The sequence below is a fragment of the Marinobacter xestospongiae genome (genome assembly GCF_023156385.1).
GTDB classification, from domain to species: Bacteria; Pseudomonadota; Gammaproteobacteria; order Pseudomonadales; family Oleiphilaceae; genus Marinobacter; species Marinobacter xestospongiae.
In genome coordinates this window covers 76,228-91,350 of record NZ_JAKZAK010000016.1, presented here as the reverse complement: position 1 = coordinate 91,350, position 15,123 = coordinate 76,228, and the positions used below count along the sequence as shown (strand labels likewise).

General features: G+C 62.6%; 15 protein-coding genes. 7 read left to right on the top strand and 8 right to left on the bottom strand.

What is annotated here, in order from left to right; translation table 11 throughout:
- The first annotated feature begins 24 nt into the window (after positions 1–24).
- Positions 25–1,113 (top strand): AraC family transcriptional regulator, encoded by a 1,089-nt coding sequence (locus MLD24_RS12750; RefSeq protein WP_248166923.1) that lies wholly within the window; start codon positions 25–27, stop codon positions 1,111–1,113.
- 21 nt (positions 1,114–1,134) lie between these two features.
- On the opposite strand, the gene queE is transcribed toward MLD24_RS12750, so the two are convergent.
- A complete protein-coding gene (queE, locus tag MLD24_RS12745; RefSeq protein WP_248166922.1) occupies positions 1,135–1,791 on the bottom strand; it encodes a 7-carboxy-7-deazaguanine synthase in 657 nt (218 codons plus the stop codon).
- Positions 1,779–2,456 (bottom strand): 7-cyano-7-deazaguanine synthase QueC, encoded by a 678-nt coding sequence (gene queC / locus MLD24_RS12740; protein ID WP_248166921.1) that lies wholly within the window; start codon positions 2,454–2,456, stop codon positions 1,779–1,781. Before queC ends, queE begins: the two co-directional genes overlap by 13 nt.
- A 152-nt stretch (positions 2,457–2,608) precedes the next feature.
- Between queC and MLD24_RS12735 the strand changes: the two genes are divergently transcribed.
- Positions 2,609–3,130: a 3'-5' exonuclease gene (locus tag MLD24_RS12735; protein ID WP_227172898.1), complete on the top strand. Its 522-nt coding sequence runs from the start codon at positions 2,609–2,611 to the stop codon at positions 3,128–3,130.
- Positions 3,131–3,185: 55 nt separating this feature from the next.
- Here MLD24_RS12735 and MLD24_RS12730 read toward each other — a convergent pair whose 3' ends face one another.
- The gene (locus MLD24_RS12730; protein WP_227172899.1) at positions 3,186–3,362 is read right to left on the bottom strand and encodes a hypothetical protein; all 177 of its coding nucleotides are present in this window, start codon (positions 3,360–3,362) and stop codon (positions 3,186–3,188) included.
- 859 nt (positions 3,363–4,221) lie between these two features.
- Between MLD24_RS12730 and MLD24_RS12725 the strand changes: the two genes are divergently transcribed.
- A complete protein-coding gene (locus MLD24_RS12725; protein WP_227172900.1) occupies positions 4,222–4,494 on the top strand; it encodes a hypothetical protein in 273 nt (90 codons plus the stop codon).
- 23 nt (positions 4,495–4,517) lie between these two features.
- On the opposite strand, the gene MLD24_RS12720 is transcribed toward MLD24_RS12725, so the two are convergent.
- From MLD24_RS12720 to MLD24_RS12710, 3 genes are read right to left on the bottom strand one after another with little or no spacing between them, the layout of a single operon-like run.
- Positions 4,518–4,934: a response regulator gene (locus MLD24_RS12720; protein WP_248166920.1), complete on the bottom strand. Its 417-nt coding sequence runs from the start codon at positions 4,932–4,934 to the stop codon at positions 4,518–4,520.
- Between the two features lie 15 nt (positions 4,935–4,949).
- Complete coding sequence (locus tag MLD24_RS12715) at positions 4,950–5,501, bottom strand: hypothetical protein (protein ID WP_248166919.1); 552 nt, start codon at positions 5,499–5,501, stop codon at positions 4,950–4,952.
- A gap of 42 nt (positions 5,502–5,543) precedes the next feature.
- Entirely contained in the window at positions 5,544–9,110 is a 3,567-nt protein-coding gene (locus MLD24_RS12710; protein ID WP_425562311.1) for a 7TM diverse intracellular signaling domain-containing protein, read from the bottom strand.
- Between the two features lie 174 nt (positions 9,111–9,284).
- Here MLD24_RS12710 and MLD24_RS12705 point away from each other — a divergent pair, with 174 nt between their 5' ends.
- The gene (locus MLD24_RS12705) at positions 9,285–10,328 is read left to right on the top strand and encodes a hypothetical protein (RefSeq protein WP_248166918.1); all 1,044 of its coding nucleotides are present in this window, start codon (positions 9,285–9,287) and stop codon (positions 10,326–10,328) included.
- Here MLD24_RS12705 and MLD24_RS12700 read toward each other — a convergent pair.
- Entirely contained in the window at positions 10,322–10,567 is a 246-nt protein-coding gene (locus MLD24_RS12700) for a hypothetical protein (protein ID WP_248166917.1), read from the bottom strand. The two genes, MLD24_RS12705 and MLD24_RS12700, sit on opposite strands and share 7 nt — an antisense overlap.
- 333 nt (positions 10,568–10,900) lie before the next feature.
- Between MLD24_RS12700 and MLD24_RS12695 the strand changes: the two genes are divergently transcribed.
- Positions 10,901–11,245 carry a hypothetical protein gene (locus MLD24_RS12695; protein ID WP_227172905.1) on the top strand — a complete coding sequence of 115 codons (345 nt, stop codon included), beginning with the start codon at positions 10,901–10,903 and terminating at the stop codon, positions 11,243–11,245.
- A gap of 21 nt (positions 11,246–11,266) precedes the next feature.
- Here the strand turns inward: MLD24_RS12695 and MLD24_RS12690 are convergent, their stop codons facing one another.
- Entirely contained in the window at positions 11,267–12,553 is a 1,287-nt protein-coding gene (locus MLD24_RS12690) for a serine hydrolase domain-containing protein (protein WP_248166916.1), read from the bottom strand.
- Positions 12,554–12,684: 131 nt separating this feature from the next.
- On the opposite strand from MLD24_RS12690, the gene MLD24_RS12685 reads away from it, so the two are divergent.
- Together MLD24_RS12685 and MLD24_RS12680 are read left to right on the top strand one after the other, a co-directional pair.
- Entirely contained in the window at positions 12,685–13,503 is an 819-nt protein-coding gene (locus MLD24_RS12685; protein WP_248166915.1) for a M90 family metallopeptidase, read from the top strand.
- Between the two features lie 176 nt (positions 13,504–13,679).
- Positions 13,680–15,086, top strand: coding sequence for an OmpP1/FadL family transporter (locus tag MLD24_RS12680; RefSeq protein ID WP_248166914.1), 1,407 nt, complete (start codon positions 13,680–13,682; stop codon positions 15,084–15,086).
- The last annotated feature ends 37 nt before the right edge of the window (positions 15,087–15,123 follow it).

Here is a 15,123-nt window from a genome sequence, read left to right as displayed (position 1 = left end):
AACAGCACCTACGAGGAAACAGACATGCGAGCCTCACCATCCCAGGCCCAGGACCTCGGCCTGCCAGCGATCTACCTGCACCTGCTGGCGGAACTGCTTCATCGGCTCAACGTCGATGACCAGGCACTGCTGCTGCGAGTGGGGCTGGACCCTGCGCGACTGCAATCCACGGAGTTGCGGGTCAGCCAATCCCAGGCCAGCGAGTTTGTCACCCGGGCGATCATCGAAAGTGGTGAGCCCGGCCTGGGCATCATGCTGGCCCAGGAGATGAAACTGCCGCTGCACGGCGCTCTCGGCACCGCGGTGATGAGCAGTGGCAACCTGGGGGAGGCGCTGGACCTGGTCAGCCGCTACCTGATGCTACGGGCACCGCATCTGCGGGTTCATCATAAGCAGGAAGGGGATCGGGTGGTTTTCCGGCTGGTGTGCGATATCGACCTGGGACCGCTGCAGGGCTTTATCCTCGACGCCATGCTGTTTGGCTGCGTCACCATGGGCACTCAGTTGCTGGGGTCACCGCTGCAAGGCGCGGAGATCCGTCGCCAGGGCAATGAGCCGGCGTACTTCCAGCGTTTCCGCCAGCAGATTGCCGCACCGGTGAACTATCAGTGCCGGGAAGATGCCTTCGTGCTGCCGCGATCCGCCCTCGATGCGCCCATCCGTTTCAGCGACGAGCAGCTGGCCGCCACCTCCCGCGCCCAATGCGAAGAGGCCCTGCAACAGCTGACCGAGGAAGCCGGCTTCGGCTGCCGGGTACGGCGTGTCATCGAGACCAGCCACCCATTCCCGCCAAAGCTGGCACAGGTCGCCAGTACCCTGTTCGTCTCCGAACGGACCCTGAAACGGCGTCTCAAGGAGGAGAGCTGCAGCTTCCAGCAACTGGTGGATGAGGTGAGACTGCAACGGGCCGGGGAACTGCTGGAAAACACCGCCATGAACCTGAGCCAGATCGCCGATGCCCTGGGCTATGCCGATGCCGCCAACTTCACCCGGGCCTTCAAGCGCTGGACCGGCGTCAGCCCCAGCCAGTACCGCAACCAACAGAAACAGGACGCTGCGGAGCCGGCACAGGTGCCGGCGCCAGCGCTGGAACGTCGGGCTGTCAGCCTGTAGGGAGACCTTTAACGATCGCCGCTAATCGATGCCCACGATCTTGTGCATCTGCAGGGTCAGACGCCATTGCGGGTTTGCCAGGCAGTAATCCGTTGCCCGGCGGGTGTTGCTGCGTTTGATCGGGTCATCGCCGTCGTCGGGAACCGCCGGAGACGCCATCGGCGACAGGAAGAAGTGGTCCGCGTCCATCGCCGCAAACCGTTCCGGCAACGCCAGCGGCTGCGGATACACCAGTTTCAGCTCATTGCAGCGGGTGATCACCACCTCGGCATCGGCCTTGGGACTGACGCACAGCCAGTCGATACCCGCCGGCGCCGGCAGGGTGCCGTTGGTTTCCACACCCACCTCGAAACCGGCAGCATGGAAGGCATCAATCAGTGACGCATCCAGTTGCAACAGCGGCTCACCGCCGGTACAGACCACATAGGGCCGCCCCAGGCCAGCGGGCCACAGCTGACGGATGTGCTCAGCCAGAACCGCCGCAGTATCAAAACGGCCACCATTCTGACCATCGGTACCGACAAAGTCGGTGTCGCAAAAATCGCACACCGAGCCGGCCCGGTCCTTCTCCCGTCCATTCCAGAGATTGCATTTGCTGAAGCGGCAGAACACCGCGGCCCGGCCCGCCTGGGCGCCTTCCCCCTGCAGGGTGTAGAACGCTTCCTTTACCCGGTACATGACGGACCGGTCTCGTACGGCAGCGGATCACGGATATCGTGGGCGGCAAACGCCTCCAGCCGCTCAACACAGGAGCCGCAGCGGCCGCAGGCCTGATCGCGACCGTTGTAGCAGGTCCAGGTCTGGCTGTAGTCCAGCCCCAGCGCCAGCCCTTCCGCCAGAATCTCGCCCTTGTCATGCTTGAGGAACGGCGCCTCAATGGCCACCGGATGGTAGTTCGCCACCTGGCAGACCGCGTCCATCTTCTGCAGGAATTCCGGACGGCAATCCGGGTAGATAGCGTGGTCACCGCCATGGGCGCCGAACCACACGGCCCGGGCTTCCACCGTCACCGCGTAGCCGGTCGCCAGCGACAGCAGAATCATGTTGCGATTGGGCACCACAGTGGACTTCATCGAGTCCTCCTCGTAGTGTCCCTCCGGCACGTCAACGTCACTGGTCAGGGCCGACCCGGCCATCACCGGCCCCAGTGAGCGGATATCAATCACCTGGTGCGGCACCCCGAGCTGCTGACACACCTCACGGGCGCACTCCAGCTCCCGCACGTGGCGCTGGCCATAGTTGAACGACAGGGCGTGCACCTGATAGCCCTGGGCGCGGGCCTTGTGCAACAGGGTGAAGGAATCCATCCCGCCGGAGTAGATGACAACAACAGTCTCGCTCATGAATGCCTCGTCTGGCGCACCACGACTCTGGGCCACGGTACGGTGTGGGTGATGGCGGTATTGTAACAAGGGAATGCGAGGATAGGGTTCGCGTCTCTTTGACAGGACGGTTACACTCTGGAAACGGCTCACCAACAAAAATTTCGAACGGCATGACCACCGATAGCAGCCCGGCATTCATTGACTTCGAGGCGTCCAGTCTGGACCTCATCGCCAGCTACCCGATAGAAGTGGGTGTTTGCCTGGCAGACAGCAGCCTGCACAGCTGGCTGATTCAACCCCATGTGCTCTGGAGCGACTGGTCGGACAGTGCCGAACGCATCCACGGCATCAGCCGCAGCACCCTCGAGCGTGAGGGCATCGCCGTGCATGAAGTGGCGCTGCAGCTCAACGAGCTGCTCAGCGGGCAGGTGTACTGCGATGCCTGGACCTTTGACAGCTTCTGGCTGCACCGACTGTTCCGCGCCGCCAAGGTGCTGCCGGCGTTCCAGCTGGAGTCGGTCTCCATGCTGCTGGATTCCAGCCAGGTGCATCAGTGGTCACAGACCCGACACCAGGTGATCGAACACCTTGCCCTGCCGGTGCACCGTGCCGCCAACGACGCCCTTATCCTGCGGGAGACCTGGTGGCGTCTGATGCAGGCGCCACTGGCGAATCACGCCGACGGCGCCTGACGGTCGCGACTGTCACTTGATCGGCATTCCCGGGCGAAGGTGCCCGGCGCACGCTTCAGTGGTGCAGGCGCTTCATCTTGATGGCCACCAGTTCCAGGCCATCGCGGACCGTGGTGAGGGTCCAGTAGGAAATCAGCGCCATCAGACCGGCACCAATAACCGTGAAGGTCAGATCATCCCCCACACCCTGGTTCTGGGCCAGGATCAGGTAAGCCGCGAGCGCGACCAGCAAAACGATTTCTACGAAAAGATCGGAGTGGAACTTGCGGGCAGATCTGGATTCGCCAGACATTTTCTTAGGTTTCAACCTCTGGATAGCAATGGATTGGATAGCTGGCTAAATTATCGCCAAAATCCGGCCATTTGGCTGTAGGCAGTAGCCGCTACGGGGTTTCCGAGGGTTGGCGCCGCAAGTTGCAGGGCGAGGGTACAGACGACTTTTTTCGGGGCAAAAAAAAAGCGCGACCAATTGGCCGCGCTACAAAGGAGAGATCCATTCGGTGACTCACCCGGGAGGGGAGTCGCCGCGGATTGCACAACGTAAAACACGTGACAGGACGAATTATGGTGATCGCAAGCCCAAGCGTCTGTAAGGGTTTGCCGAAGACCGCGGAACAGGCCCGCCATGCCGCGGTTGATATGCTCTGAAGGCGGGTTGATTGGGTAGAAATGCCCATTTGCAAAGTCGGCCGCAGGCGATACACTGCGCCCTGATCGAAACCCTATAAGCTTTGGCGCACAGCGCCAACCTCACCACCGGGAGACAGCCAGGTGTCTGCACTGTCAGCTCTGATTCCAGTCAACGCTTGCCACGGCCATGCTCTGCCAGTGGCGCGCGCCATGGTGGTGATTCACTAACGGCTTTCGGTCTCGCCCGGGAGCCTTGCAGCGACCGGGTCCGCTTCTCCGCATAAGGCCCCGGTCGTCCTGGCCCCGGGCTTAAGAACCCCACAATGTGTTCCGTCACGAACGACAAGCAACCGTTTGTCAGCCGTGGCGCCGTGCCCTTGGCCCCTCCAGGCCTACGGAGGCCGGGACCGGGAACACCGGGGTTCACCTGTTTGCAGCCGCAAAACGATAAGGAGAACACCATGAGAAGACAACCGAGTTCCCGTGCTGCCAACCAGCCCCTGAACCAACGCCAGGGCCCGGTGCGCCGTCCCAACAAGTTGCCGCTGCTGGACGCCATCTGCAAAAAACTGAATCAGCGCGTCAACCTCGACGATGAACAACGGGTGTTGGGGCTGTATGAGCGTGGCTGGATTTTCAAGGGTGTGCTGAGCGGACTGGACGGTGCCGAGGCCCGGTACGTCCGCACCCTCGCCACCAAATACAATTCCTGGATCGCCCGCCAGGTGGCCTGACCGGAACCAGGGCGGTGGAAGCGTCAGTGACGACGCTTCAGACCGCCCTGGATCATGTTGGCCTCGCCGCCATGCACCATGGCGTAGTTGTTGACCACGTCGTGGATCTTTTCCTGGGAATAGGGTTTGACCACGTACCCATTGGCGCCGGCGCTGATGGCCTTCTGGATACTCTCGATGGAATCATCAGCGGTCACCAGCACGATGTGCTGGTCCGGCTGGCTGCGCTTGAACTCCTCCATCAGCTCATGACCATTGCCATCGGGCAGCCCCAGGTCAAGCATGACAATCTCGTAGCGCTCGCTGGCAAAGGCCGCACGGGCGCCCTCAACGTCCTCGCTTTCAACCACCCGGGTGGCACCCGCCTGGTACAACATGTCCCGCAGCAGTTCCCGCATGGTGGCTTCGTCCTCCACCACCATTACCTTCAAATTCTGCATAGTCCCTGTCCTCTGCTAAGGCGTCTCTGAGCGACGCGGAATGCTCAGCGGTTCTGGATCGGGAACCCCGGCAAGCGGGTCCCCGGGCTCATTGCCATCCATCGGTACGGTACCGTCCGGCCGTTGCGACGCCCCGGATTTGGTTAGCATATTACTGATACTGATGGCTGTCGTGTAGAGCGAGATCGCGACAATCAGCAGCACCGGCTGCAGGAACGCCACGAACCCCGGCACCGGCTGACCACTGATGATGCTCAGCATCAGGATGATGGCCGGCCCCATCACCACAAACAGGGTCAGCGCAATGAAGAACACGATCCGCTCCTTGAAGCGCCCCAGTTCCCGTTCGGTGACCAGCCCCAGGACGAACTTGCCGATGGCCAGCCCACCGAGAATGGCCGCAGCGATACTCAGGTCCGGCCGCAGCAGCACCTGGGCGACATCGCCATCCCAGACCCGCTGCATGAAAATGATCAGAAACGGGAACAGCACGAACAGCACATCGGCGTAGGTGCCGTACATCATGCTCAGCGACTGGCCTTCCCGTTGCGGTTCGGTGTCGGTCATCGGGGGTCTTCCTCCTGCTACAGAATCATCGCCACAGCGGCGCTATGGGCCAGAGTCCCGGGTCCGCTCCGATCCCAGGGCCTGTTCAATCAGGGCATCCAGTCCCGTCAGCTGGTCACTGACCCGCTGCCAGTCCACCGGCGTTGTCTTCAGCGACCGCTCCAACTCACCGGCCAGCTCCGTCATCGCAGGATAGCCCATGGCACCCGCCGTGCCCTTGATCTGGTGGGCCTCCTGTCGCAGCGGCTCGGCGGTCTGGGCCGCCCGGGCCCGGGCCATCCGCTGCCGACGCTGGGCCAGGCTGGCGAGAAACTGCCGCACCAGCTGTTCAATGCCGGCGTCTTCATCCGCCACTTCGGCGTCATCGCCGACGGTCGCTTGCGGCAGGTAACGGGCCAGCAGCGCCGCCAGTCGCTCCGGGTCGATGGGTTTGGTCAGCACCCCCTCGCAACCGGCTCCCTGCAACGCCTCAATCTCCCGGGCATCGCCAGCGCTGAAGGCCACCAGGGGCCGCCGGAAGCCGGCCTGGCGCAACAACTGACAGGCATCGACGCCGTCCATGCCGGGCATGTGGCGGTCCATCAGCACCAGTTGCACGGGCTTGGCCAGCGCGGTCCGGACCGCATCGTCACCGCTGGCCACCGCGATCACCTCCAGCCCGAAGCGCTGCAGCATGGTCACCACCAGTTTCCGGTTGTCGTCGTTGTCCTCCGCCACCAGCACCAGGCCTCGGTAGCGTTGCGACGTTGCCGGCCGTGGCGGCGCCGAATCCAGGTAGCGCGCCAGCAGGTCATAGAAACGCTGCTTGTCGATGGGCTTGGCCAGGTGATCGGTGAAACCGGCGCGTCGATAATCGTCGATATCTTCGCTCATCACATTGGCCGTAAGGGCCAGGGTAGGGGTGTTGATGCCGGCCTCCCGCAGCGCCACCATGGCATCGCGACCATTCATCACCGGCATCTGGATGTCCATCAGGATCAGGTCGAAATGCTGCTGACTGGCCACATCCAGCGCTTCCGCACCATTGCCCACGTGCACCAGCTCGGCGCCGGTCCGGGCCACCAGCAGCGACACCAGCTTGCGGTTGACCTCATTGTCTTCAGCACAGAGGATGCGCCCGGCCAGCTGCGGTGCCTGCACCAACGGCAGGGGCCGGCTCTGATTCAGTTCCGAGGCATCCCGCAGTTGCACCACATCCTCAAGCGGTCCGGTGGCGATGGTGACGTCAAACTCACTGCCGTCACCGTAGCGACTGCGCACCGAAATGGCTCCGCCCAGCAGTTCTGCCAGACGCCGGGAGATGCTCAGCCCCAACCCGGTGCCACCATACTGGCGGGCAATCGCGGCACTGCCCTGGGCGAAGGGGTCGAAGAGCCGCTGCAACTGCTCAGGCTTCATGCCAATGCCGGTATCCGCCACCCGGGCATGGAGCCTCTGCTCAGCCCAGTCGCAGGCAAGTGCCAGGGTGATGGACCCCCGCTCGGTAAATTTCAGCGCATTGCCGCACAGGTTGATGAGAATCTGGCGGAAGCGGGTGGGGTCGGTCTGGATGGTCTGGGGCAGGGGAAACTCGCAGTCAATGCTGAAGTCCAGCCCCTTCTCCCGCGCCCGGGACTCAAAGAAGGCCCGCAGCTCATCCAGCAGCTCTGGCAGGTTAACGGTGACAATGTCCACCGCCAGCTTGTTGGCATCGATCTTGGAATGATCGAGGATATCGTTCACCAGGTCCAACAGATGACGGCCACTGCGTACCACCGTCTCGGCGCTGTTGCGCTTCTCCGCCTCGTTCAGATCCGGCTCCAGCAGGGTTTCACCATAGCCGATGATCGCCGCCAGCGGGGTACGGATCTCATGGCTCATATTGGCCAGGAACTGGCTCTTGGCTTCCGCGGCATTGCGGGCCAGTTCCTTGTCGAGACGCTCCTGCTCCCGCTCTTTCTCGATCTGCTGGCGCTGGTGACGTTCGGTGGCATCGATACAGGTACCTTCCAGAAAGCGGGGGTCGCCTTCGGCATCGTAGACAGTGTGGAGGGAGATGTTGGCCCAGCGGTCCTCGCCCTGGCGGGTCTGGAAACGGGCCTCAATGCCCTTGACCGAGCCGTGGTGCTGGATCTGATCCACTACCCACTCCCGTACCCGGTCATCCGCAAAGCAGGTGGCGAGCACATCCTGGCGCGCCTTGATCAGTTCACGGCTGCTGGCAAACCCCAGCAGCTCCGCCATCGCCGGATTGGCGGTGATGAAACGCCGGTCCAGGGACATCTGGAACACCCCTTCCACGGCGTTGTCGAACAGCGACTGGTACTGGCGCAGATTGGCCAGGGCACGCTGGCTCCAGCTCAGGGCTTCACCCTGGACCAGCTTGATGCGATCCGCCAGGGCAAACGAGAACAGGATGATCTGGCCGGCCAGGCCAATCTGGCTGGCGTGGGCCGTGACAATGTTTAGCGGCAGGTACCCCATCACGGTGAGGGCGTACACCACAAACCCGCTCAGGGCGACGGTCCAGGCGTAGAAGTAGGCTCGTGCAGCCGGATTGTAGTGGCGCCAGGACAGGTAGCTGACCACGATCATCACCACACACAGCAGGATGGTAACCAGCACACACCATTCCATGGCGATGTGGTAGGGCATCACCGTCGCCAGCCCCAGGGTGGCCAGCACGCAGTAGAGACTGACCCGAATCACCTTGTCCAGCTCCGGCGAACGCCACCGGGTCTCCAGCAGCGATCGCGCCATCAGCAGGCCGAAAAACCAGGTGCCCATGATCTGGTAATGCAGATAAGCCTTGTCGAAGAACCAGGGGCGCTCGCCAAACAGCTGGGTACCATGCACCTGTTCGGTGACAATGAACATCACCGCCATCACCAGGTACAGCACGTAATAGATGTTGCTGCGCTCCCGCACCGACACCGCCACGAACAGATTGTAGGCCAGAATGCCGAGGATGCTGCCCAGCAACAGCCCCCGGAAAACCTCGTCCACACTGACCTTTTCCAGGTAACGGTCCGGCTGCCACAGGGTCAGTGGCAGTCGCAGGGTATTCTGGGTGGCAACGCGCAGGTACAGTCGCAGCGGCTCGCCGGCCGGCAATTGCAACCGGAAGGTGGGGTTGGGCACCGCCAGCTCGCGCTGGCTCCAGTCACGACTGTAACCGGCATGGCGGTGTTCCACGACCTCGCCCTGACGCACCAGGTAAAGATCCAGATCGTCCACCAGCGGCAACGCCAGCTCCAGAATCCAGGTCTGCGGGTCGCCCCGGGGCGCGGCGGCCAGGTCGATTCTGGCCCAATAGGCCGACTCGGTGTAACCGAAGTTGAGTACGCTGCCCTGGTGCCGGTTGAATGTCGGACCATCGCTGGCCATCACGTCGGCGAGACTGAGGGACCGCTGCGGGTCCTCCAGATACCACAGGCAGCGGCCGAGGTCGTAGGACTGGCTGCTGGTGGAGAGGGTCAGCGGACGGTCATCGCAACCGGTGCGGGCCTGTGCCTGAGACACCACCAACACCAGCAGGACCAGCCCCATGAGAGCCTTGCCCAGCACCGACCCCAGCAATCCCGTCGGGGCAATCGGGCAACGATGGGCTCGGTCTTCGGGATGACGCAAAATGTGATCTCCGAGGGGGAAGCACCTGGCTGTTTGCATTACCGTGAGTTGTTATAGTGTTTTGACATTTCCGGCATTTTCAGACAACAACGCCCAGCGAGAATAATAACTCCCCGGCTATCCGACTTCACTGTAGCGCGATATCCCGGGGGACGCACCCGAGGAACCCTGCGAATGAGACATTACCCGCTCTTAGTTGCCGCCCCCTTCGTCGCCCTGCTGGCAGGCTGTGGCGCCGATACCGGGGGTGACAGCGCCTTCAACCCGGCGACAGATGTGGAGTTGCTGTTTTCCACCTTTATCCTTAAAAACACCGAAACCGTCGACAATCTCCAGCACACCCGGTTTGACGATTTTTATCGCGGTATCCAGCCACTGGATAGCGACGATGCTGACGCGGCAGAGGTCACTGGCCAACTGCGCGGACTGGTGCACTCCCTGATGGGTGCAGATGCCGATGACTCCGGCCAGACTTACGACCGGGTCCGTAATCCGCTGGACTTGATGAATCAGGTGATTGCGGCCAACGAGGTGGCCAATTTTGTCGAAGGCCGAAATTACATCAGCGATCGCATCGACGAGGGCAAACCCGCCACCTACAACACCAGGAGCAACGAGTCACTGATCCGCTTCGTTGACCAGGCCGCCACCCTGAACCAGGAACCCCTGCCGGTCCGCGAGTGGCGTTACCAGACCCTGGCCTGGACCTATACCCCTTACGATGAAGACGGCAATGCCGGGCATGACAAGGTCTTCCGCACCATCCAGCACATCGCCCGGCAAGACGACAGCGCCGACGAGGACGACCTGCCGCAACTGGTCAGCTTCCTGGCTGGCACCCAGTTCGACGCCAACAACTTTGTCACCACCGGCTACAACCAGCCGGAGATGGCCACCGTCAGTTTCGCCACCCGAACTCTGGGCAGCCTGGAGCTGCGTCAGGAGTTCATTGGCGAGAAAACCGATACCCTGTTTATCAGCGACACCGACAGCCCCTGGTTCACCATCAATGGCACCACGCCGGACTGTGTGCGGGCGGAGCTGGACTATCCGATGCAGGTGCTGAGGCTGTACACCTCAACCGGGGAGTCGGCCACCATTGACCACGACAATGACCCGGAGACGCCCAAGGAAGACAACCCGGCCCACTGCGGCATGAAAGACATCGGTGACGAAACCCTGAGCTTCGCCACCGTGGCTGTGCCGGCGCGTCAGTAGCGCTGATCCAGCTCCCATTGGGCGATGAAGCCGAGTTTGCGATCCAGCATGCGCTGGTAGGTGGTGATCATCAGATCCGCGTAGGGGGCGTTGACCAGACGCAGGCTTTCGATCCGTCGCTCAAGCTGGGCGACTTCATCGTGGATGCGCTGGTTGACGTGGGAGCGGACACTGTCGTGCTGGTCCAGATCCACCGCCCGCGAAGGGGCAGCCGGGGAAACAATGGCGTGACGATTCATGGCTCTCATCCAATGAGTTCTGGTTATAGCGGACAGGACACCCTCGTTCTGTCCGACGCAATCGCCGACGTTGCTATCGATGTTGGCAACCATCGATCTTGGCAACTATCGATGTTGGTAATACCGGGCAACTGCGTTGTTCCGAGTATAGCAGGCTGAAAGCCTGTGCAAGGAATCTGCTGGCATTGTGCACAGATTAGGTTGCAAAGACAATAATCTATGAACACAAGTTCATGGATTGTCCAGCTTCCTGTCCGCTCGTTCCGCCAGCGTCGCCAATGCTATAGTTCTGCCAAAGAGTGCCCGCCAAACACTAGGCAAGGAGTCATCATCATGAACCAGACCTCGGTTGCAGATACCCTGCGGGAGTTCCTGTCGCTGATGGAACTGCTCGACGACGCCTACTGGGAGGCGGCAACGATCCAGCACAAGGACATGATCTACGACATCATCAGCATCTTTCACCAGGAAGTGGCGGAACTGAACAAGCTCAGCATCATGGACCACCACTACCCCTACGAGGTCATTACCGAAGGCATCCGCCGGGTCGTCCCCAAGCTGGAGCGCCTGGACGACGCCCGGGAAGACGTCATCCAGCGCACCCAGACCCTGACCGACTTCCGCGATGTGCTGTCCTCGGTACTGGGCATCCTGGAGGCCCAGCTGCAGGAGCTGTAGGAACCTACGGCCCTGAATCGCTCAGGCCACCGCCAGTGGTCGCTGGGCATCCGGGATCAGCGGGAACTCGTCACACACGGTGTACACAAACCGCACCAGCGCCGGCAGGTGATGGGCCACAATCGGCAAGCCGGTGTTGAGCAGGCTGACGGAAATATCCCGGGCGGTATCGGCCCAGCACAACTTGTTGATCAGCCCCAGGTGACCGAAGGCAAAACGGCTCTGCTGGCCCCAGATGCCCACCGGATTGCCTCCCAGCATCAGGCCGGCACTGAACCGCATCGGCACCAGCATGGTACGGTCGATCTGCAGCGACCCGAACTGCTGGATCGCCCGCCGTACGGTAATCTCGGCGCAGATGCGACGCCCCTGCCAGACCCCGCCGTTCAGCATCATCTGGAAGAAACGCCCCATTTCCTCGGCGGTACCGCAGAGGTTGCCCGCCGGGATCACCGCGGCCTGGAAGCGGGGATCGTTGACCACCTGCTCGATGGTCACAATGTCGCCGCCCAGTGCCCGACTGACCACCCAGGACACCGGAAATGTCGGCCGTGGCCCGGTGGCGTAATTAAGCGCCAGGTTATCCAGCGACGGTCCGGCTATGCCGTAAGTAAACCAGCGCATGCCCATGGGCTTGCGCAGAAACTGATCCAGGAACGCCTCAATGCTGGCGCCGGTGACCTTTTCCAGCACCCGCTGCAGCACGAACCCCCCGGTGATGGCGTGGTAGGCCACCTTGGCGCCGTCCACTTCCACCGGTTTGGCGTCGCACAGCAGCCGCCAGATTTCGTCCCGGTCCCACAACACATCGATCGGTGTGTCCTTGGGAATCGCGGGAATGCCACCACGGTGGGACAGGATCTGGTGGATGGTGATGGTGCGCTTGCCATGGCGGCCAAACTCCGGGCAGTAATACGCCACCGGGTCCATCAGGTTGATCAGGCCCTTTTCCGCCAACATGTGCATCAGCAGGGCGGTCACCGCCTTGGCCGCCGAGAAATAGCACACCGGCGTATCCGTAGTCATCGCCACTTTCGGGGTGTCCGGTTGGTCGCCGGGACCGTTGCCGCGGGCATGACCAATGGCCCGGTGCAACACCGGTTCTCCACGGTGGCGGATCGACAGCTGGATGCCGGGATGGACGCCGGTCTGGTAGAGTCGTTCCACGCTGCGCCAGATCCGTTCCACGGTCTGGTCGCTGACCCCCACCGCCGCCGGGTTTTCACCGGCCGCATCGATGTGGGTCACCGATGCCAGATCCTGGGGTACGGCGAAGGTATGGAAGGCGCGACGGGCGAGCTGTTTCATGGCAGATCCTTGGGCGTCTGGCAGCGAATGTTCGGAATTCCCTATGATTCTAGCTGCTGGCGGCGGGCACATTGGCCGAACCGCACTGCCACTGGCGTCAGCCGTCATAACCCTACAGACCGAGGCTTCCCGTGTCCCAGCCTGCCATGATCTTCTCTGCTGTTGTCCTGTTGTCGATTGTCATCGCGGCTTTCTACGGCCTGTTCATCTACCCGCGCCAGCGCCGCCACCACCTGCTGCGACAGCCGTTTCCGGCGTCCTGGCAGGCGTTGCTGGAGGAGCGTATGGCCCTCTACCGACGCCTGCCCCAGAGCCGGCGAACCAGTCTCCATAACCATCTGCGTCTGTTGCTGGACCGGGTGGAGTTCTACGGTTGCGCCGGCATCACCGTCGACGAGTCGATGAAGGTCCTGATCGCCGCCCACGGCGCCCTGCTGGTGAACGGCCTGTCGCCGACCTACTACCGCCGGCTGCGATCCATTCTGGTCTACCCGGGCGCCTATCGGGTCCAGGAGGCGGTGCACGACGGTGAGGTGCTCAGCCACAGCGCCCAGGAGCGGCTGGGGGAATCCTGGGAACAGGGCCGGCTGGTGCTGGCCTGGGATACTCTCGCCCGGGAGGCCGCCGACGAACACGCCGACAGCAATGTCGCCCTGCACGAGTTCGCTCACCAGCTTGACCAGGTGGACGGCCAGTCCGACGGTGCGCCGCCCCTGGCCTCCGCGGAACTGGCGGAACACTGGCAAACGGTGTTCAGCGACGCCTGGCACCGTCGCCAGCGCGGCGGACACCACAGCGTCATCGACGAATACGGTGCCACCTCACCGGCCGAGTTCTTTGCCGTCACCAGCGAGACATTCTTTCTCCATCCCCGGGCCCTGGCCCACGAGGAGCCGGAACTGTATCGCTGCCTGAGCGCCTTCTACCACCTCGATCCCGCCCACTGGTAGCACCGGCTTTGGCCCGGTCTACCGGGCCGGCACTCTCGACCGCGGACACTTGACAGCCAAAACGTGATAGACAATCATGTTTACTTCAGCCACCAAGGCTGTGGTCACGCCGTGCGCGTGCCGCCAAAACAACAGGCTTTCTCTGGCCAATAAAAACAACGACCCGGGAGATTGAAGTGATCGACTCCACCCAAACCGGCCGCCTTCGCGCAGCCAGCCTCCGCGTTCGCCCATCCAGACTCCGTCCCAGCGCCCTGGCCCTTGCCGTCGCAGCCCAATTGGCCAGCACCACGCTGTTGGCCCAGGGCTTCTACGTTGATGAGCAGAGCGTCCGTCACCTCGGCAACGCCTACAACGGTATGGCCGCCATCGACGACGACCCGTCGGCGGTCTATTACAACCCCGCCGCCATGACCAGCGGCGACAATGGCCGCCTCGCCGGTAACCTCACCGTACTCAACAACAACCTGGACTACGACGGCCACCCGGTGATGCTGTCCAACGCCGATGGCGGCACTCCGGTGCCAGTGCAGGGCGACCGGGTCGAGGTCAGCGATACCCAGCCACTGCCGACCCTGTACCTGACCCTGCCGCTGGACGACGACCTGGTGTACGGCATTGGCATCAACGCCCCGTTCAACACCGGTAACGATCTGGGCGACCGCTCCAAGGCCCGGTATCAGACCATCGAATCCACCATTGGCACGATCACCCTGACCAATGCCTTTTCCTACCGCGTCAATGATCAGCTCAGCCTCGGTTTCGGGGTGATGGCGCAACAGGCCACCGCCGATCTGGTGCAGGCCCTGAGTCCCGGACTGGTGTGCCTGGATGGCGGCATGGGCAGCGCCGGCTGCGAGGCCATGGACCTCACCATCGACGGCAGCGCCGACTTCGATGGCCGGGTGGACATGGAAGGGGACGAGCTCTCCGTGGGCTACAACCTGGGCCTGCTGTACCGCATCAACGAACGTCAGCAACTGGGCTTTGGCTACCGCTCCAAGATCGACCACAAGCTCGACGGCGACGTCACCGTCACCATGCCGGTGACCTTCGACCAGGTGTCCGGCTCGATGACCACCCGCATCACCACGCCGGCCATCGCCAACGTCAGCTACCAGCACCGGTTTGACCGGCTGACCCTGCTGCTGGATGCCAGCTGGACCGACTGGAGCGAGTTCGACGCCCTGAAGTTCCGCGCCGAGGACCCGAATGTGCAGGCGCTGCTGGCGGACCAGACCTTTGACTGGGACGACTCCGTTCGAGTCGGCATCGCTGCCGAGTATGCCCTCAGCCCCAGCCTGACCCTGCGCGGCGGCGTCGCCCTGGACCAGTCACCGATTCCCGACCAGCACGCCACCGTTGATCTGGGCCAGGACGACTACCACCAGTTCGCTGTCGGTCTGAGTTACCAGCCCAGTACCGACCTGGTGATCGACGCCGGTTACATGCTGGGACTGACCAGCAGCCGTGACATCCGTCAGGGCGATATCACCGACCCGAACCAGAACCTGGCACAGCTGGAGGGTGAGACCCACTACACCTTCCACTCGCTGGGGTTGGGTGCGCGCTGGTCCTTCTGACCGGCGCGGTCACCAAATCAACAACACGAGAGAAACC

What these genes read in the sequence shown, in the direction of transcription:
- MLD24_RS12700 (WP_248166917.1), bottom strand. Translation starts at nt 10,567, where the DNA reads ATGAATCGTCACGCCATTGTTTCCCCGGCTGCCCCTTCGCGGGCGGTG.
- queE (WP_248166922.1), bottom strand. Translation starts at nt 1,791, where the DNA reads ATGTACCGGGTAAAGGAAGCGTTCTACACCCTGCAGGGGGAAGGCGCC.
- MLD24_RS12690 (WP_248166916.1), bottom strand. Translation starts at nt 12,553, where the DNA reads ATGAAACAGCTCGCCCGTCGCGCCTTCCATACCTTCGCCGTACCCCAG.
- MLD24_RS12695 (WP_227172905.1), top strand. Translation starts at nt 10,901, where the DNA reads ATGAACCAGACCTCGGTTGCAGATACCCTGCGGGAGTTCCTGTCGCTG.
- MLD24_RS12720 (WP_248166920.1), bottom strand. Translation starts at nt 4,934, where the DNA reads ATGCAGAATTTGAAGGTAATGGTGGTGGAGGACGAAGCCACCATGCGG.
- MLD24_RS12725 (WP_227172900.1), top strand. Translation starts at nt 4,222, where the DNA reads ATGAGAAGACAACCGAGTTCCCGTGCTGCCAACCAGCCCCTGAACCAA.
- MLD24_RS12750 (WP_248166923.1), top strand. Translation starts at nt 25, where the DNA reads ATGCGAGCCTCACCATCCCAGGCCCAGGACCTCGGCCTGCCAGCGATC.
- MLD24_RS12735 (WP_227172898.1), top strand. Translation starts at nt 2,609, where the DNA reads ATGACCACCGATAGCAGCCCGGCATTCATTGACTTCGAGGCGTCCAGT.
- MLD24_RS12705 (WP_248166918.1), top strand. Translation starts at nt 9,285, where the DNA reads ATGAGACATTACCCGCTCTTAGTTGCCGCCCCCTTCGTCGCCCTGCTG.
- MLD24_RS12715 (WP_248166919.1), bottom strand. Translation starts at nt 5,501, where the DNA reads ATGACCGACACCGAACCGCAACGGGAAGGCCAGTCGCTGAGCATGATG.
- queC (WP_248166921.1), bottom strand. Translation starts at nt 2,456, where the DNA reads ATGAGCGAGACTGTTGTTGTCATCTACTCCGGCGGGATGGATTCCTTC.